At 28.9% G+C, this 19,130-nt stretch carries 20 protein-coding genes and 1 tRNA gene; all 21 read left to right on the top strand.

Going from position 1 to position 19,130, the window contains the following annotated elements; genetic code table 11:
- Positions 1–13 precede the first annotated feature (13 nt).
- The 21 genes from polA to mreD all read left to right on the top strand — a co-directional run bounded on the left by polA (position 14) and on the right by mreD (position 19,128).
- Positions 14–2,662, top strand: coding sequence for a DNA polymerase I (gene polA / locus ACRC03_RS16150; protein ID WP_438653622.1), 2,649 nt, complete (start codon positions 14–16; stop codon positions 2,660–2,662).
- 8 nt (positions 2,663–2,670) lie between these two features.
- Positions 2,671–3,273: a dephospho-CoA kinase gene (gene coaE / locus ACRC03_RS16145; protein WP_438653621.1), complete on the top strand. Its 603-nt coding sequence runs from the start codon at positions 2,671–2,673 to the stop codon at positions 3,271–3,273.
- Positions 3,266–3,823, top strand: coding sequence for a lytic transglycosylase domain-containing protein (locus ACRC03_RS16140; RefSeq protein WP_438653620.1), 558 nt, complete (start codon positions 3,266–3,268; stop codon positions 3,821–3,823). The genes coaE and ACRC03_RS16140 overlap by 8 nt, the downstream gene beginning before the upstream one ends.
- Entirely contained in the window at positions 3,823–5,445 is a 1,623-nt protein-coding gene (locus ACRC03_RS16135) for an ABC transporter substrate-binding protein (protein ID WP_438653619.1), read from the top strand. The genes ACRC03_RS16140 and ACRC03_RS16135 overlap by 1 nt, the downstream gene beginning before the upstream one ends.
- 89 nt (positions 5,446–5,534) lie before the next feature.
- Positions 5,535–5,621 (top strand) — tRNA-Leu (locus ACRC03_RS16130).
- A gap of 37 nt (positions 5,622–5,658) precedes the next feature.
- The gene (locus ACRC03_RS16125; RefSeq protein WP_438653618.1) at positions 5,659–5,871 is read left to right on the top strand and encodes a heavy-metal-associated domain-containing protein; all 213 of its coding nucleotides are present in this window, start codon (positions 5,659–5,661) and stop codon (positions 5,869–5,871) included.
- Between the two features lie 236 nt (positions 5,872–6,107).
- On the top strand, positions 6,108–6,719 hold the full coding sequence (locus tag ACRC03_RS16120; protein WP_438653617.1) for a hypothetical protein: 612 nt from the start codon (positions 6,108–6,110) through the stop codon (positions 6,717–6,719).
- A gap of 104 nt (positions 6,720–6,823) precedes the next feature.
- Complete coding sequence (locus tag ACRC03_RS16115) at positions 6,824–7,558, top strand: endonuclease/exonuclease/phosphatase family protein (protein ID WP_438653616.1); 735 nt, start codon at positions 6,824–6,826, stop codon at positions 7,556–7,558.
- 119 nt (positions 7,559–7,677) lie between these two features.
- Entirely contained in the window at positions 7,678–8,835 is a 1,158-nt protein-coding gene (locus ACRC03_RS16110; RefSeq protein ID WP_438653615.1) for a C40 family peptidase, read from the top strand.
- Positions 8,836–8,959: 124 nt separating this feature from the next.
- On the top strand, positions 8,960–9,892 hold the full coding sequence (locus ACRC03_RS16105; protein WP_438653614.1) for a hypothetical protein: 933 nt from the start codon (positions 8,960–8,962) through the stop codon (positions 9,890–9,892).
- A gap of 173 nt (positions 9,893–10,065) precedes the next feature.
- The gene (gene rsxC, locus ACRC03_RS16100; RefSeq protein ID WP_438653613.1) at positions 10,066–11,391 is read left to right on the top strand and encodes an electron transport complex subunit RsxC; all 1,326 of its coding nucleotides are present in this window, start codon (positions 10,066–10,068) and stop codon (positions 11,389–11,391) included.
- A 26-nt stretch (positions 11,392–11,417) separates the two neighbouring features.
- The gene (locus ACRC03_RS16095; protein ID WP_438653690.1) at positions 11,418–12,398 is read left to right on the top strand and encodes an RnfABCDGE type electron transport complex subunit D; all 981 of its coding nucleotides are present in this window, start codon (positions 11,418–11,420) and stop codon (positions 12,396–12,398) included.
- Positions 12,398–12,976: an RnfABCDGE type electron transport complex subunit G gene (locus tag ACRC03_RS16090; protein ID WP_438653612.1), complete on the top strand. Its 579-nt coding sequence runs from the start codon at positions 12,398–12,400 to the stop codon at positions 12,974–12,976. The genes ACRC03_RS16095 and ACRC03_RS16090 overlap by 1 nt, the downstream gene beginning before the upstream one ends.
- A 12-nt stretch (positions 12,977–12,988) precedes the next feature.
- Positions 12,989–13,582, top strand: coding sequence for an electron transport complex subunit RsxE (gene rsxE, locus ACRC03_RS16085; protein ID WP_438653611.1), 594 nt, complete (start codon positions 12,989–12,991; stop codon positions 13,580–13,582).
- A 14-nt stretch (positions 13,583–13,596) separates the two neighbouring features.
- On the top strand, positions 13,597–14,172 hold the full coding sequence (rsxA, locus tag ACRC03_RS16080; RefSeq protein WP_438653610.1) for an electron transport complex subunit RsxA: 576 nt from the start codon (positions 13,597–13,599) through the stop codon (positions 14,170–14,172).
- A 16-nt stretch (positions 14,173–14,188) separates the two neighbouring features.
- Positions 14,189–15,160 carry an RnfABCDGE type electron transport complex subunit B gene (locus ACRC03_RS16075; RefSeq protein WP_438653609.1) on the top strand — a complete coding sequence of 324 codons (972 nt, stop codon included), beginning with the start codon at positions 14,189–14,191 and terminating at the stop codon, positions 15,158–15,160.
- 168 nt (positions 15,161–15,328) lie between these two features.
- Positions 15,329–15,916, top strand: coding sequence for a Maf family protein (locus tag ACRC03_RS16070; protein ID WP_438653608.1), 588 nt, complete (start codon positions 15,329–15,331; stop codon positions 15,914–15,916).
- 39 nt (positions 15,917–15,955) lie between these two features.
- Complete coding sequence (gene radC / locus ACRC03_RS16065) at positions 15,956–16,615, top strand: RadC family protein (protein ID WP_438653689.1); 660 nt, start codon at positions 15,956–15,958, stop codon at positions 16,613–16,615.
- Positions 16,616–16,650: 35 nt separating this feature from the next.
- Positions 16,651–17,718, top strand: coding sequence for a rod shape-determining protein (locus ACRC03_RS16060; RefSeq protein WP_438653607.1), 1,068 nt, complete (start codon positions 16,651–16,653; stop codon positions 17,716–17,718).
- Positions 17,719–17,728: 10 nt separating this feature from the next.
- The gene (gene mreC / locus ACRC03_RS16055; protein WP_438653606.1) at positions 17,729–18,625 is read left to right on the top strand and encodes a rod shape-determining protein MreC; all 897 of its coding nucleotides are present in this window, start codon (positions 17,729–17,731) and stop codon (positions 18,623–18,625) included.
- 14 nt (positions 18,626–18,639) lie between these two features.
- On the top strand, positions 18,640–19,128 hold the full coding sequence (mreD, locus tag ACRC03_RS16050; RefSeq protein ID WP_438653605.1) for a rod shape-determining protein MreD: 489 nt from the start codon (positions 18,640–18,642) through the stop codon (positions 19,126–19,128).
- The last annotated feature ends 2 nt before the right edge of the window (positions 19,129–19,130 follow it).

Raw genomic sequence — 19,130 nt, 5'->3', positions numbered from 1 at the left:
GGGAGTGATGAATTTGGATAAACGATTAATTATAATAGATGGAAATTCAATAATAAACAGGGCATTTTTTGCCTTACCAGAAATGAATAATAAAGAAGGTTTAAAAACAAATGCTATATATGGATTTACAACAATGTTATTTAAAATAATAGATACATATAAGCCAACTCATATAAGTGTAGCATTTGATAGAAAAGCACCTACTTTTAGGCATCTAGAATATGAAGCTTATAAAGCTGGTAGAAAGAAGATGGCAGATGAACTAAAAGAACAGTTTGAACCATTAAAAAAACTATTAGACAAGTTCAATATAAATAGATTGGAAATTGATGGTTACGAAGCAGATGATATAATAGGTACTGTTTCAAAAATTGGAGAAGAAAATGGATATAAGGTATACATAGTAACGGGAGATAAAGATGCTATACAATTAGCTTCAGATAAAACTACAACTTTAATAACTAAAAAAGGTATTGGAGAAGTTGAAGAATATGACTTTAATTCTGTTATAGAAAAATATGAAATGACACCTACCCAATTTATAGACTTAAAAGGTCTTATGGGAGATAAATCAGATAATATTCCAGGAGTACCAGGTGTAGGAGAAAAAACAGGAATAAAATTAATAAAAGAATTTTCTAATATAGAAGGTATAATTGAAAATGTAGACAAACTAAAGGGTAGTGTAAAAACAAAAATAATTGAAAATAAAGAATTAGCAATAATGAGCAAAAGATTAGCAACAATAATAAGAGATGTTCCAATAGAAATAAATTTAGAAGATCTAAAATATGGAGACTATAAAAAAGACGATATTATAGAAGAATTTAAATACTTAGGATTTACAAGTTTAATGACAAGAATAGCAAATTTAGATGGTGGTAAAGAAAGTGAATCTAAAGCGATAGAAGTTAATATAAAAGAACTAGAGAATGTAGATGAACTAATAAAAAACATAGAAGAAAACAAAAAAATTATCATTAAGACGGTAAGAAAACATGGAAATATACTTGATAAAAATATTATGTATATGTTCATAAGTTTAAATGGTGAGGACATATACTACATAAAAGAGGAACAATTGTCTAAATTTGAAAATGTACTTAGAAGCAATGAAATAAAGAAATTTGGATATAATTTAAAGGACGACTATTTAGCATTAAGACCTTACAACATAAAATTAGAAAATATAAACTTTGATATTACAATAGCTGAATACTTGATAGATTCTACTTCATCAACTTCTTATGAATGTAGTGCAATAGCTATGAAATATTTAACTCAAAAGGTTAAGTCAGAAGAAGAACTATTAGGCAAGGGAGTAAAAACTAAAAAATATGAAGACTTAGAATTTGAAGAGTTAAGCCAGTATATTAGTGAAATACTAAATACAGTTTATAGAGTAATGCCTATTATGGAAGATGATCTAAATGAAATGGAAATAGACGGCTTATTTTATCATATAGAAATGCCTTTAGTGGAAGTTTTAGGAGAAATGGAGTTTGAAGGTATAAAGGTAGACAAAGAAAAGTTAAATGAACTAGGAGAAGAATTTAGGATAAAAATAAAAACTTTAGAAAAAGAAATTTATGAAATGGCTGGAGAAGAATTTAATATAAACTCTCCAAAACAGTTGGGAGTAATACTATTTGAGAAATTGCAATTACCAGTAGTTAAGAAAACTAAGACTGGCTACTCTACTAATGCAGAAGTATTAGATAAATTAAGAGATCAAAGTCCAATAATTGATAAAATAACAGAGTATAGACAAATAGTAAAGTTGAATTCAACTTATGTTGAAGGCTTATTATCAATAGTAAATCCTATTAGTAATAGAATACATTCATCTTTTAACCAAACTATAACTACAACAGGAAGAATTTCTTCTACAGAACCAAATCTTCAAAATATACCTGTTAAATTAGAAATGGGAAGAAATATAAGAAAAGTATTTATATCAGATGAACACTGTAAATTGGTGGATGCGGATTATTCACAAGTAGAGCTTAGGGTACTTGCTCACATGAGTCAAGATGAAACTATGTTAGAAGCTTTTGAAAACAATGAAGATATACATACTAAAACAGCATCTCAAATATTTGAAGTAGATTTAAAACAAGTAACGAATAAGCAAAGAAGTGATGCCAAGGCAGTTAACTTTGGTATTGTATATGGTAAAAGTGACTTTGGATTATCAGAGGATTTACATATACCAGTAAGACAGGCAAAAGAATATATAGAAAATTACTTCAATAAATATAATAAAATAAAAGTATTTATGGATGAAGTTATAGAAAGTGCTACTGAGAATGGATATGTAACGACTATACTAAATAGAAGAAGATATATACCAGAGATAAATTCTAGTAACTTTATGATGAGAAATGCAGGAAAAAGAGCTGCTATGAATGCACCTATTCAAGGTAGTGCAGCAGATATAATTAAAATAGCTATGGTAAATGTATATAAAAAGTTAGAAGAAAAAAATCTTAAGTCAAAGCTTATACTTCAAGTTCACGATGAACTTATTGTTGAAGCTGTAGATGATGAAATAGAATTAGTACAAAAGATAGTTAAAGAAGAAATGGAAAATGCAGTTATTATGGATGTGAATTTAGATGTAGATTTAAATACAGGTAACTCTTGGTATGAAACGAAGTAGGTGATGAAATGTTAATATTAGGACTAACAGGTAATATAGGTTGTGGAAAAAGTTGTCTTTCAAGTATATTTAAAGAATATAACATAGATATAATAGATGCAGATGTTATATCTAGACAGATATTTGAAGATAAAAAAGTATTGAATTCAGTTTTTCAATATTTTGGAGAAGAAATAAAAAATATTGATGGGACTCTAAATAGAAAAGCATTAGGAAATATAGTATTTAACAATAATAAAAAACTTATTGCTTTAAATAATTTAACTCATCCTAAAATAAAAGAGAATATAATATCAAAAACAAATGAACTAAAAACAATAAGAAAAAAAATAGTTGTAATAGATGGAGCATTACTGGTAGAAGGAAATTACATAGACATAATTGATAAATTATTAGTTGTAACATGCAAAGAAAATGTACAAATAAAAAGAATAATAACAAGGGATAATTGTTCTATTGAAGAAGCTTTAAGCAGAGTAAATTCACAAATGAATCAAGACGAAAAATCTAAATATGCAGATTACATAATAGATAATTCAGGAACAATAAAAGAATTAAAAGAAAAAGCTAATAATTTTATACTGTATATAAAGGAGAACTGGTGTGGTTAAGAAAAAAAATTTTTTAATTTTAGCTATTATCATAATCCTATTTGGTACATTTTTTAGTGAGACTAAAATAATAGATAAAATAATGTATCCTAAAAAATATTCAGAACAAGTAATAAAGTACTCTAATGAATTTAATGTAGATAAAAATTTGGTATATAGTATTATGAAAGCAGAGAGTAAATTTAAAAAAAATGCAGTTTCAAATAAGGGTGCAAAAGGATTAATGCAAATAAGTGATATAACTAGAAATTGGGCTATTGAAGAATTAAACTTAGGAACAATTGATATTTTTGACCCAGAGATAAACATAAGAATTGGATGTTGGTATTTAAATAAACTGTACAAAGAGTTTGGAGACAAAAATTTAGTGATAGCGGCATATAATGGTGGTTCGGGAAATGTAAGAAAATGGCTAGATAATAAAGATTATAGTAGAGATGGAGAAAATTTACATAGTATACCATTTCAAGAAACTTCAAACTATGTACAAAAAGTAAATAAAAATTATGAAATGTATAATAAGATATATAGCGAGAAAGGAAAAAACTAATGAAAAAAATTAAATTTCTAACTATTATTCTAGTTATAGCCATTATAACAGTTGGATGTAGGGGAGAAGAAGAGAAGAGTGTAAAGAATGAAACGCAAACTACAACAAGTGGCATAAAATCAGACCATATAAATTTAACTATGGTAAATCCAAAATCTTTAAACCCTGTATTAAACAAAGATGAGTCAGTTGGATATATAATGAATTTATTGTATGATGGATTATTTACTATAGACCAAAATTATAATGTAGTACCACAATTAGTAGATGAATATCAAATAGACCAAGATGGAATGAATTTAAATATTAAACTAAAAGATGCTAAATGGCATGATGGAACTTCTATAATATCAGATGATGTAAAATTTACAGTTGATTTGATTCAAAAAAATTCAGATAGTCCATATAGTATTTTTGCTCAAAACATTGAATCTATAAGAGTTATAAATGATAAAGAATTTACTATTAAATTTAAAAATAAATACCCATTTTCAGTAGAAACACTAATTTTTCCAATAGTATCTGAAAAGAAGTTAAAATCTTTAAATACTGAAGAAATAAACAATTATAAGAATAATTTAGTTGGAAATGGACCATATAAAATAGAGAATTACGAAGAAAGAAAAGGTATGGTTTTAAGTGTAAATCCTGATTATTATGATGATATAGAGAATAATATAAAGGGTATAAATGTAGAAGTTGTACCAGATGAAGAAGCGCAAGTATCTATGGTTATTGCACTTAGAAGTGATATAGCAAATGTATCTTTAAATGATTTAAGTAAATTTTATGAAAATGAATTTAATGTAACTAGCTATGAAGGCAGAGATTATGAAAGTATAATTTTCAACTATGATAATCCGTATATGAAAGATGTAAACTTTAGAAAAGCTATAGCTGCGAGTATAAATAGACAAAAAATATTAGATGAGGGATATATGGGTGATGCAAGTTTAGTTGATTTTCCTCTAAACTTAAATTCTAAGTATTATAATAATGATATTAAAGCAATAGATTATAACAAAGAAAATTCTAAAAAGTACTTAGAAAAAGTAAAACCTACAACGGAATCAGAAACACAAAATAAAGCTAATTCTAATAAAAACAACAAAAACATAGAAACTAAAGAAAAAGAAGAAGATATCAAAAAGATTATCTCTAAAATGAATTTAAATATAATTGTAAACAAAGAAAATACAGAAAGAATAAAATCTGCACACTTAATTAGCACAGATTTAGAGGCAATAGGAATAAAATCTACAATTAAAGAATTAGAACCTGATGAAATGAATAAAGCATTGCAGAATAAAGAATATGATTTAGCATTAGTTGGATGGGAATTATCTTGTATTCCAGATGCTACTAGTATAATCGAAAGTAGTGGATATAGTGATGAAAAACTTAGTAATTACTTAACATCATTGTTAAGTTCATATTCTTCATCTCAAACAACAGAGATATATAATTCTATACAAAGATATGTAAATGATAATGTATTATTTGTGAGTTTAGTAATTAGAGACAATTATATTGTTACTAATAGAAGGTTAGAAGGTAAAATTTATCCAAATAATTTTGATGTATATGAAGGTATATCAAATTTAAAGATTAAAACTAAATAATAAATAAAGCGTCTAATTAAATTTAGACGCTTTATTTATTATTGACTAAAGTACAAATTTTAATTATTCTTATATTAAGAAGAAAATATGCGGAAATGGCGGAATCGGCAGACGCACTATCTTGAGGGGGTAGCGAGTATATGCTCGTGCGGGTTCAAATCCCGCTTTCCGCACCAATTATATATAACAGGGTATATAAAGGAGGAATCGTATATGAAAAAAAAGTTGTTAGTAGAAGGAATGAGTTGTGCACATTGTGTAAATCATCTTAAAACAGCATTAACAGAAGATATAGAAGGTGTAAATGTTTTAGAGATTAGCTTAGAAGATAAATATGCAGTAGTGGACATGCAAGAGTCAGTAAAAGAGGAAGAGTTAAAATCTTTAATTGAAGAATTAGGGTTTGAATTAAAAGGTATAGAATAAAAAAATTAGCTGAAAAGCTAATTTTTTTTTAGCTAAAAGAAAAAAGACTTCTATTGGGGGAACAAATAGAAGTCTAAATGGGGGAGATTGAGTATGTTTGATTTTACTTTAATAGTATGTCCATACCCTAATAAGATATACATACAAATATAAAATAAAATTAAAATTGTCCAAGGAGGTAACTCACATTTTATAAAAAAATGAATATAATATAAATAACCAAGGGGGGAAGTATCGTGGATGAAAGATCATATAAGAATAATTTAAGAAAAATAATACTAGATATGGCCCAAAAGGAACTTGATAACTATGTATCTCAAAAAGGAGTCTCAAAATACTTTGAAGGAAATGTTGATAAAGTAATAGGTGAAAATATAAAGAAATTTAGTCAAGGTATGGGGATCAATAGAGTATATTCAAGTGTTATTAAAAAAGGTGCATATCAAGATAATATATCATCAGTAGCAAAAATAATTAAAGGAGAAGAAGCTTTTAAATCAAAAAATGAACTAGTTAAGTTTGCGAGACATTTGGGGATAAACGTCAATATAAAAAATTCGTATAATCAAATACTAAGAAAAGTATCATCTCATATATATTCAAATAGAGATACTTATAATAAAAAGTATTACTTATATAAAAGAGGGCAAGAAGAATATGTTTTAGAGCCAGAGCAAATAAAAAAAGATTTAGTAGAAAGCTACCAATCTAAAACTAGAAATGACATGAGATCAATAGCAAGATTATTAGATATAAAAGTTGAAGATGAAGATGGAGCAGAGGATATAAGAAAGAGAGTAATTAACTATATAATGAAAGAAAAAATTTCAAAAAAACAAAGTAAATAATAAAAATGAAGACGCGATATTCGCGTCTTTAATTTTTAATTTAGCATATACTATAAAAGAACTTAAATGAGGAGATGGTTAAAATACGTATTAAGAAAATGTTTATGATAATTTTCATAATAATTACATTTAGTTTAAGTTTTACTATAGAAATGAGATTTTATCCTCCTAAAAAAGAAATTAGAATAGTTAGTTATAATATACATAGTGGGTTAAATAAAGATATGTTTCCAACTCTTTTTGATATAATTGATTTTTTAAGAGTTTTAAATGCAGATGTAATTTGCTTACAAGAGGTCAATGAATCGGCTAAAGCAGGATTCCAAGTTAGTAGTTTTAAAGAAGAATTAAAAATGTATTCTCACTTTGGAGCTAATGTAGTAGAATTAGGCTCAAATTACGGACTAGTTACATATTCAAAATATCCTATAAAAAGTGAGAATCATATATATTTAAGTAGTGATAGAGAGCAGAGAGGAATGTTACATACTTTAATTAAAATAGATGGTAGAAATTTAAATATAATAAATATACACTTAGGATTAGGAGAAAAAGAAAGAAAAATACAACTTGAAGAACTATTAGAATTTATAAAAAAACTAGGAAATGAACCATACATTGTTGTTGGAGATTTTAACGAAGATAGTATATCGCTAGATAAAAGTGAACTGAAAGATGTAGCTAAACAATTAGAAAAATCAAATATATTAACTTTTGCAGTAGGATTAGAAAGAATAGATTACATTTTCACATCTAAAAATATAGAAATTTTAGATTATGAAGTACTAATAAAAAATATGTCGGATCATTATCCTATAGTAGCTAGATTAAAAATATAAAATTATATACAATGTTGTCGTATATGTTTACAATAAGAGGCTAAATAATATATTATTAAACTATACTTACCTAAATGAAGAAGAATGACAAAAAATAGAAAAAATTGGGGGGTACCAATATGGTTAAAAGGTGTATTGCCACATTAGGAATAGGTGCAGTAGCAGTAGCATTTAGTTCTGTAGATTCATATGCGATGGAAAAAGGAATAATAACTGCAAGTACATTAAACATAAGAAGTGGAGCTAGTACTAATAATTCAATAATTGGTAAAATTAATAAGGGAAAATGTGTAGATGTACTAGAAAAAAGTAATGGATGGTATAAAATAAAACTACCAAATGGAAGTGTGGGATGGGTTAGTGCACAATATATATCAATACAAGCCGATTCTAATTCTCAAATCACAGAGATAAGTAATAAAAAAGGTAAAATAACAACAAGTGTGCTAAACATAAGGAGTGGAGCAGGAACAAATTATTCTGTTATATCTAAAGTTAATAATGGAACGGTAGTTGATTTATTAGAAAAGTCTAGTAACGGATGGTATAAAGTAAAATTACCAAGTGGACTTGTAGGATGGGCTAGTGGAAGCTACATATCAGATATTAATTCGCCAAATCAAGGTTCTTCAGAAACACAAAACCCAACAGTTACTATAAAAGATAAAAAAGCAAAAGTAACAACAACATCACTAAATATTAGAAGTGGAGCAGGAACTAATTACTCTGTTCTATCTAAAGCTAATAATGGAACGGTAGTTGATTTGTTAGAAAAGTCTAGTAACGGATGGTATAAAGTAAAACTACCAAGTGGAGTAATAGGATGGGCTAGTGGAAATTATTTAGTAGAGGTAACAAATACTTCATCAAATGATAGTAATATAACAAAACCACCAACTTCATCAACTGAGGTTGTAAGCTATGCATATTCACTTTTAGGAACTCCTTATAAGTGGGGTGAAAGTGGTCCAAATAGTTTTGACTGCTCTGGATTTACACAATATGTATATAAACAAGCTGAAGGTAAAGATATACCGAGAGTTTCTAGAAGTCAAGCACAACATGGGCAAGAGATATCAAGAGAAAACTTTTCTCCTGGAGATTTAATATATTTTGATACAGATAAAGATGGAGTAGTAAATCATGTAGGTATATATGTAGGATCTAATGAATTTATACACTGTAGTGGAACACCAAGTAATCCAGATAAAGTTAAAATAAGTAACTTAGCAACAGACTATTGGTCTGGTGTAGTCAAAGGTGCAAGACGATTTTAAATAGATAGAATATTAAACACGCTAAAATATTAATTATTTTTAGCGTGTTATTTATTTATTTATTCATAAAGCAACACTGAATCAAATATATATTATTAATAATACTTTTAGGGGGGACAAACTAATGAATAGAAGAAAAACTATATACAAAGGATTTAATAAAAGGAAAAAAAGAAAAGGATTAAAAGTGATTATTATTACAATTAGTATATGTTTAATTAGTGGATACACCTATACAAAAGTTAAAGATACAGATGTATTTAGCAATATAGTGGGTAAGTTATCATCTATAAAATTGGATTTTAATCTAGAAAAGATTATACCAAAGAAAAAAACAGCTACAGAGTTTACTTATGAAGATGTAGAAAAAGAAGTAAATAAAATTAAAGATAGTAAAAATAATAATAAAGTTACAAGTAAAGAAGAAGTGAAAATTGCCAAGATAGATGGCTGGAGTATGTATACTGTACAGGTAGCTTCAGTGGAAAAAAGTGATGAATTGAAAAAAATAGAAGATAAATTAAATGAAAATAAAATTCCTTTTTCTGTAATAGAAATAGATGGTCTTAAAAAAGTACAAACTTATGGTTTCTTTGATAAAAATCTAACTAGAGAATATATAGAAAATATGAGAAAATTATATCCCGATTCATTTTTATCTGAAGCAAATATACCTGTATTGTCATTAGAATATACTAATAAATATTCATATGTAGAAAATATATCAACTCAATTAAACAAGTTAATAAAAAATTATGAGCAGGAATCTGAATTTTGGAAAAATAACAAATTAAGCATAAATTTAAACTCATATAATAGCATTTTAACATCTAGAAAGCAAATTATTACTGATATTGAAAAGGAAGTTAATAAAATTGATTATAAAGAAATGAAGGTATTCAAGGATAATTTAATTAAGTATATTAATGAAGTAGATAATAAAATAGAGTTATCATCAAAGGCATCAAATGAACAAAGTTATCAAATTAGCCAAGGATTATTTTTATCATGTATGCAAGGATACTTAGAATTTATTAATTCAATTAAAGAAGCATAAAAAGAGTTGATTTTAACAACTCTTTTTTTATTAAAGTAAAATAAAGAAAATAAGTTTAAAAATAAAAAAAAAAGATAAGTTTTTAACAAATGTTAAATTTTGTAAGCAAATATAGTATACTTATATTAAAAGTTTTATAAAATTGTTTAGTTTGTGGATAAGGGGGTAAGACTATGAAACTCTTAACGTTCAAAGGAGGTATACATCCTCCATATAGAAAGGAGTACTCTGAAAAAAAAGCTATTGAAAAAGCTGAAAGTCCTAAGGTAGTATACATACCACTTCAACAACACATAGGTGCACCTGCAAAAGCTATTGTTAAAGTAGGCGATGAGATTAAGATAGGGCAAAAGATAGGAGAGCAACAAGGATTTGTTTCATGTAATGTACATTCATCTATATCAGGTAAAGTCGTAGCTATACAAGAACATGAATTAGCCGGTGGAAGAGGTATGTGCATAGTTATAGAAAATAATTTCAAAGAAGAAATACATGAAAGTGTAAAACCAAAGGGAATATTAGAAAATTTATCGAAAGAAGAAATAGTTTCAATCATTAAAGAAGCAGGAATCGTTGGTATGGGTGGAGCAACATTCCCAACACATGTAAAAATATCGCCACCACCAGACAAAAAAATAGACGTAGTAATATTAAATGGTGCTGAATGTGAGCCATATCTTACAGCAGACCATAGACTAATGTTAGAAAATCCACAAGAAGTAGTATTTGGGCTGAAAGTATTAATGAAAGCTTTAGAAGTAGATAAAGGATATATAGGAATAGAAGTAAATAAACCAGATGCATTAGAGTCAGTTAAAAAAGAAGTTGAAAAGTATAGTGACATAGAAGTTGTAGGGCTAGAAGTTAAATACCCTCAAGGAGCAGAAAAACAACTTATTTATGCATGTACAGGAAGAGAAATTCCATCTGGAGGATTACCTATGGATGTAGGTGCAGTAGTAAACAATGTTGGAACAGCTGCACAAATAGCAAAAACTATAAACACAGGAATGCCATTAGTAGAAAGAATAACTACAATTACGGGTAGCTGCATACAAGAACCCAAAAACTTAATAACTAAGGTTGGAACATTAGTATCAGAAATAATTGAACAATGTGGTGGATTTAAAGAGAACAAGAAAGTTGGAAAAGTAATAATGGGTGGTCCTATGATGGGTATTGCACAGTATACAATAGACATCCCTACAAACAAAGGAACATCAGGTATATTATGTTTAGATGAAGATGAGTCTCGTAAGCCGAAACCACAAAACTGTTTAAGATGTGGCAAATGTTTAAGTGTTTGTCCTGCATTTTTACAACCACTATATATAAGTGCATATTCATTAAAGAATGATTTTGAAAGTGCTGAAAAATACAGAGCTATGGACTGTATAGAATGTGGATCTTGCTCATTTGCATGTCCAGCAAGAAGACCATTGCTTCAATCTTGTAGAAATGCAAAAAGAGAAATTATAGCAAAGAAAAGAAAGCAATAATTTAAGGTAAGTTAGGGGGAAAAATGATGGATAATAAATTAATAGTATCTTCTTCTCCACATGTGAGTAGTCGTGAAGATACATCCTATATAATGAAGCAAGTTATAATAGCTCTTCTTCCGGCTACACTAGCAGCACTTTATTTCTTTAGATTAAGTGCAGCAAATGTAATATTTTTCTGTGTGGTTGGAGCAGTAGGCTCAGAATTTTTATTTCAAAAAATATGCAAGAAAGAAAGTACAATAGGAGATTTTTCGGCAATAGTAACTGGATTATTACTAGCATTTAACGTTCCAGCAACACTTCCTTGGTGGATGTGTTTACTTGGTTCAGCTTTCGCAATAATAGTTGTCAAGATGGTATTTGGTGGTATAGGGAATAATTTTGTAAACCCTGCACTTGCAGCTAGAGCATTTTTATTAGCATCGTTCCCAGTTGCTATGACTGCATGGACTAAAACTGGAGTAAATTGGGTTAGTTCAGGAAATATAGATGCTTATACTACGGCAACTCCTTTAAGTTTCTTAAAGCAAGGTACAGAAGGTGTAAATACACTTACGGCTAGTGGCGTAAGCCTTACTGATTTAATAATTGGTAATGTTGGAGGATGTATTGGAGAAACATCAGCAATATTACTGCTATTAGGTGGAGTTTATTTAATTTATAAAGGAGTAATAACTTACGTTATACCAACGTATTACATAGGAACAGTATTTATTTTAACTTTTATACTGGGTGGATTTAATCTTAATTTTGCTATATATGAAGTAATGGCTGGTGGACTTATGATAGGGGCATTTTTTATGCTAACAGATTATACAACTTCTCCAATGACTCAAAAAGGCCAAATAATATATGCGGTATTAGCTGGTGTTATAGCTACAGTTATTAGAATGTATGGAGGGTATCCAGAAGGAGTTTCATATTCTATATTACTAGTAAACGTTGTCACTCCTCTTATTGATAAATATGTAAAAGATAAAGTATTTGGGGAGGTGGCTAAGTAATGAAGAATATGGCTAAGTTAGGAGCTATTTTATTTGCTATATGTGCAGTAGCAGCTTTAGCCCTAGGACTTACAAATCAGGTTACAGCTCCAATTATAGAACAAAGAAATATAGAAGCAAATAATGAATCAAGACAAATTGTTTTATCAGATGCAACTGAATTTAAGCAAATGGACAATAGTGTAATTACAAGTGTCAGTGGATTAGAAGATGGATTAGTTGCAGAAGTATATGAAGCAAGCAAAGGAAGTGATTTAATTGGATATACAATAAAGACACTTCCAAAAGGATATAGTGGGAAAATAGAACTTATAGTAGGTATTTCTAAAGATGGAAAACTTACAGGAATTAATATAGGTAGCATGACAGAGACTCCAGGATTAGGAACTAAGGCAGCAGTATCTCCATTTAAAGATCAATATGAAGGTAAACTGGCAAAAGAGCTTATGGTGGTTAAAGGTAATTCATCAGGAGATAATCAAATAGAAGCAATTTCGGGAGCTACTATAACATCAAAGGCAGTTACTAAAGGGGTAAATGCAGCTATACAAGTATTCAATGAGAGTCTTAATAAATAGGAGGGAGAGTTTATGAAATTAGCTAAAATATTTAAAAACGGGCTAATAGATGAAAATCCAATTCTAATACAAATTATAGGGATGTGTCCAACACTAGCTGTTACTACTTCGGCTATGAATGGTTTAGGAATGGGTCTTTCGACTACGGCAGTTTTAGTTTGCTCAAATGTAGTTATATCTTTAATGAGAAAAATTGTACCTGATAAAATAAGAATACCGGCATTTGTAGTAGTTATTGCTACGTTTGTTACAATAGTAGGTATGCTTTTAAAAGCATATGTACCAGCATTAGATAAAGCGCTAGGGTTATTTATTCCATTAATAGTTGTTAACTGTTTAATATTAGCAAGAGCTGAAAGTTTTGCATCTAAGAATGGTCCACTAGAATCATCTGTAGATGGTTTAGGAATGGGACTTGGGTTTAGTTTAGCGCTTACTGTATTAGGTGCAATAAGAGAGTTATTAGGTAATGGTAGCTTATTTGGTTTAAGTTTATTTGGAGCATCATTCCAACCGATATTACTATTTATACTTCCACCAGGTGCATTTTTAACATTAGGATTCCTTTTAGCTGGATTTAATAAGTTAAGAAGTAAGAAAGCATAGTGGGGGTGGAATAAATGAATTTAATATTATTATTTTTAAGCGTTGTATTAGTTAACAACGTTATAACATCTCAATTTTTAGGAATATGCCCATTTTTAGGAGTTTCTAAGAAGGTTGACACAGCAGTTGGGATGGGAGTTGCAGTTACATTTGTTTTAACGTTAGCATCAATAATAACATATTTTATACAGAAGTTATTAGAGATAACAGGGAATCAATTCTTACAAACTATAGCATTTATACTTGTAATTGCATCTATAGTACAATTTGTTGAGATGGTAATACAAAAAATGAGTCCGTCTTTATACCAAGCACTAGGGGTATTTTTGCCTCTTATAACTACAAACTGTGCTGTACTTGGTATAGCTTTGGTTAACGTAAATAAAGGATATAATTTAGTAGAAGCAATAGTAAATGGATTTGGAGCAGGTATAGGGTTTACTTTAGCTATAGTATTATTTGCAGGAATAAGAGAAAGATTAGAATTAGCTGATATACCAGAAAGCTTTAAAGGTTTCCCTATAACATTAATCGCAGCGAGTTTAATGTCTATAGCATTCTTAGGCTTCTCAGGTCTTATAACGCTATAAAATAGGGGGGATAAAAGTGTCGATACTTAATTCAGTTTTAGCTTTAGGAGTTTTAGGACTACTATTTGGTGCAGTTCTTGCATATGCTTCCCAAAAATTTGCAGTAGAAGTTGATGAAAGAGTTGTGAAGATTCTTGAAGCACTTCCAGGAGCAAACTGTGGTGGATGTGGATTTCCTGGATGCGGAGGTCTTGCAACTGCAATAGTAGAAGGTAATGCACCTATAAATGCATGCCCTGTTGGTGGAGCCGATTGTACTAGTAAAATAGGTGAAATAATGGGGTTAACTGCAGAAAATGGAGAAAAGCAAGTTGCCAAGGTTTTATGTAAAGGAAATTGCCAAAGTGCTAAGGATAAATACGAATACGAAGGTATATCTGATTGTAGATCTGCCAATGTATTGAATTCAGGTGCTAAAGAATGTAAATTTGGATGTTTAGGATTAGGTACTTGTAGAGATTATTGTAAATTTGATGCTATAACTATATTAGATGGTATAGCTATAATAGACGAAGAAAAATGTGTTATGTGTGGAAAGTGTATGGAAGTTTGTCCTAAGCATATAATATCTCAAAAGCCTGCTAAACAAGAAGTAGTAGTAGAGTGTAGCAGTACTGAGTTTGGTAAAGCAGTTAAAGAAAAATGCAGTGTAGGATGTATTGGATGTGGGCTATGTGTAAAAGCATGTCCATTTGAGGCAATAGAATTTGAAAATAAAATTGCCAAAATTAATTATGACAAGTGTGTGGAGTGTATGGCTTGTGTTAAAAAGTGCCCAACAAAAGTTATTAGTGGAAATATAAGCAATAAGAAAAAAGTAAAAATAGAAGAAGACCTTTGTGTAGGATGTACAGTTTGCAAAAAACAATGTAAATTTGATGCAATACAAGGTGAATTGAAAGAAAAACATGTAGTAGATAGCGAAAAATGTGTAGGATGTCAATTATGTATGCAAAAATGTCCTAAAAAGGCTATTAAAACTGTATAATATGGATAAGATAAAGGTATGGGTTTCCATGCCTTTATTTTTTTTAGCAACGTATACATAAATATATCAATAGTGTAACTAAAACGTTCGACATTTGTGTTGAAATTTTTACAATATAATGATAGACTAAATAAGTACGAATTCAAAAGTACGCAATGAGGTGAATAAATGGATATAATATTAGCGTCAGCATCTCCTAGAAGAAAAGAAATTCTAGAAAATACCAATATTAAATTTAGTATAATCAAAAGTGAAATAGATGAGGTATTACTAGAAAATGAATTACCTTGTCAAGTCGCAATCAGGTTAGCACTTGAAAAAAGCATGGATATAGCTACTAAACACAGATCTAGTTTAGTTATAGGTGCAGATACTATTGTAGTATTAGATGATATGGTATTAGGAAAGCCTAAGGATGAAGAAGATGCTACTAATATGCTAAGAAGATTATCAAATAGAGAACATCAAGTTATTACAGGAATCAGCTTAATTAATTTGGATAATAACAAAAAGATAATTGACTATGTAGTTAGCAATGTTAAATTCAAAGATTTATCGGATGAGGACATAAAAGATTATATAAATACTAAAGAATCACTAGATAAAGCTGGAGCTTATGGAATTCAAGGGTATGGAGCTTTGTTGGTAGAAAAAATAGAAGGAGATTACTTTAACATAGTAGGTCTTCCTATTTCAAAAATAAGTGATTTATTAAAAGTACATTTTAATATAAATCTTTTTATGGAGGCGATTTAACTGAAGAATACTTTTAATGCTCAATTGACGCTTAAGGATATGGCATTAGAAGAAAGACCAAGAGAAAAAATGCTAGCACAAGGAGAAAGAAGTTTATCTAATAATGAATTATTAGCAATACTTCTTAGAACAGGTACTAAAAAAAAGAATGCAATTGAGTTAGCTAACTATATTATAAACAAAGACACGCAAGGAATAAGATATCTACAAGATATGACTATAGAAGAATTATGTGAAATTGACGGTATAGGTTTGTCTAAAGCAGCGCAGATAAAAGCAGCTATAGAGTTAGGAAGACGGATTTCGAGCTCTAAACCTGAAAAATATAAAGTACAAAACCCATGGGATATATATAAATATTACATGGATAGTTTAAGGTATTTAAAAAAAGAAGTTTTTAAGGTAGTTCTTTTAAATACAAAGAATGAAATAATTTCTGATATAGATGTATCAGTAGGAACATTAAATTCATCCTTAGTACATCCTAGAGAGGTATTTAGAGAAGCTATAAAAAGAAGTGCAAACAAGATAATTTTATTACACAATCATCCATCAGGAAATGTGGAGCCTTCAAAGGAAGATAAAAATATTACCTCTAGACTTATTAAATGTGGAGAATTAGTAGGAATAGAAGTTATTGACCACATAATAATAGGAGATGGATTATACTTTAGTTTTAAAGAAAATATGATAATTTGATAATTTGATGTATATAGTAGGAAGGAGTAATAATTATGGCTAAAGAAAAAAAAGATAAAAAAGGACTTATGTCTATGTTTGGTTTTAAAAAGATGACAAAAGATATGGGGATAGATTTAGGAACAGCAAATACATTAGTTTATATAAAAGGACAAGGTATCGTGGTAAGAGAACCATCGGTAGTTGCTATAAGAAATGATAGTAAGGAAGTTTTAGCAGTAGGTGAAGAGGCTAAGAAGATGATAGGTAGAACGCCTGGAAACATAGTAGCTATAAGACCTATGAAAGATGGAGTAATTGCAGACTTTGATATTACTCAAGCAATGTTAAGCTACTTCATACAACAAGCAGCTGCTAAAAAAGGAGTTGTAAGTCCTAGAATAGCTATTTGTGTGCCGTATGGGGTTACAGAAGTAGAAAAAAGAGCTATAGAAGAAGCAGCAAGACAAGCAGGGGCTAGAGATGCTTATCTTATAGAAGAACCTATGGCAGCAGCTATAGGAGCAGGACTTAGAGTAGAAGAACCAGAAGGTAACATGGTAGTGGATATAGGTGGTGGTACTACTGAAATAGCTATAATATCTTTAGGTGGTATAGTAACAGCTAAATCTATAAGAATAGGTGGAGATGAGTTTGATGAATCTATAGTAAGTTATGTTAAGAAAGAATATAATTTAATGATAGGTGAAAGAACTGCTGAAGATGTAAAAATAACAATCGGTTCAACTTTTAAAGATGACCAAGAAAATAATATGCAAATAAGAGGAAGAGACTTAATAACAGGTCTTCCTAAAACAATAGAAATAAATTCTACAGAAGTAAGAGGTGCATTAAAAGAGCCAATAAACTCAATAGTAGATGCAATAAAATCGACTTTAGAAAAAACTCCACCAGAATTAGCATCAGATATAATGGAAAATGGAATAATGTTAACAGGAGGAGGAGCACTACTTAGAGGATTAGATAAATTAGTTAAACAAGAAACTGGAATGCCAGTTCAAATAGCTGAAAATCCGCTAGATTGTGTTGCTTTAGGAACAGGTAAATCAGTAGAAGATCAAGAAATATTTGAAAAAGTATTAATGATGAATGCTAGAAAGTAATTAAAAGTTGGTGATTCCTTTGAGATTTGATAAAAATAAAAAAGAAAACAAAAGGATTAACATTAAAGTGGTAGCAACAGGTGTAGTTGCTATCACTTTAATTGGAATTGTAGGGTTATCTATAGGTAGATTTTCTGGAGCTAATCCTGTAGTACCAGGGGCTGTATTAGATGGAATAACAGCTATAGGTGGAAATTTGAATAAAGGGTTTACATTTTTACAGGACAATTTTAAAGATATATTGAGTTTTAAAGAAAATTCTGAAAAAGTGGAAAAACTAAAATTAGAAAATGAAAAATTAAAGAAAGAAATAATAGTGTTAAACAATAAAGTAGATGAATCAGAATCACTAGAAAGTCTTAAAAAATCTATAAATTTTGTAGATGAAGACTACAAAGATAAGGCTATTTCAGCTAGTGTTGTTGGGAAAAATGATGGTAATTGGTATAACACAATTACTATAGGAGCAGGAAGTAAGGATGGTGTAAAAAAAGACAGTATTGTAATGAATGGTAATGGACTAGTTGGAATGGTGTATGAAGTTTCAAAAAATTATAGTAAAGCTATTTCATTATTAGACACTAAATCATCTGTAAGCTTTAAGTTGCTAAAAAACTCCAACTTTAAAGGTGTTATAACTCAAAATTCATCTTTAGAAGATAAAGAAAACTATAAGGATAAAGGATACCTATATGGATATATGTTTGATACTTCATATGATGTATTACCTGGAGATGTAGTAACTACATCTGGATTAGGTATATACCCAGAAGGAATTCCAATAGGTGAAGTAGATAAAGTAATAGATGATAAAAATAAATCTATGAAATATGTAATTGTAAAACCTTATGTGGAATTTAAAAACATAGATGATGTTACAATTATTGAACCGAGAAATATAGGATAAAGGAGACGTATATAATGAAAAAAGTTTTGCTTTGTCTTTTAGGTATTTTATTAGTTGTAATAGAAAATAGCATAACAAATTATATCGATTTATTTGGCGTAAGTTTTAATATAGTCATAGTATATATGACTATAATTGCACTGTATACTGATGAGTTAGAAGTAGGTATTATAGGAGCAATAATAGGTATTGTAAAAGATATTACTATAGGTGGAATATTTGGAGTAAATGCATTAATCTTATTTGCAGTATCCTATGGAATTAGTCACTTAAAAGATAAAATATATAAAGAGAGTAGAATAACTATATTTGCATTAGTATTTATAACGAGTTTATTTGATTCCATGGTTAATATAGCTACAGTTAGCTTAGTTTATAATAGCTATGGAATAATGAACTTAATTCTTAAAGGTGTATTGATAATACCTTTAGTTAATGGGATATTAAGTATATTATTATATAGTATATCTAAAAAATCCATCTTAAAACTTAAAGAAGATTAGTG

Source organism: Romboutsia sp., from assembly GCF_051659545.1.
GTDB lineage: Bacteria > Bacillota > Clostridia > Peptostreptococcales > Peptostreptococcaceae > JBOFOR01.
Note: the sequence above shows the minus strand (reverse complement) of the source record. Positions and strands in the feature narration are given on the sequence as shown.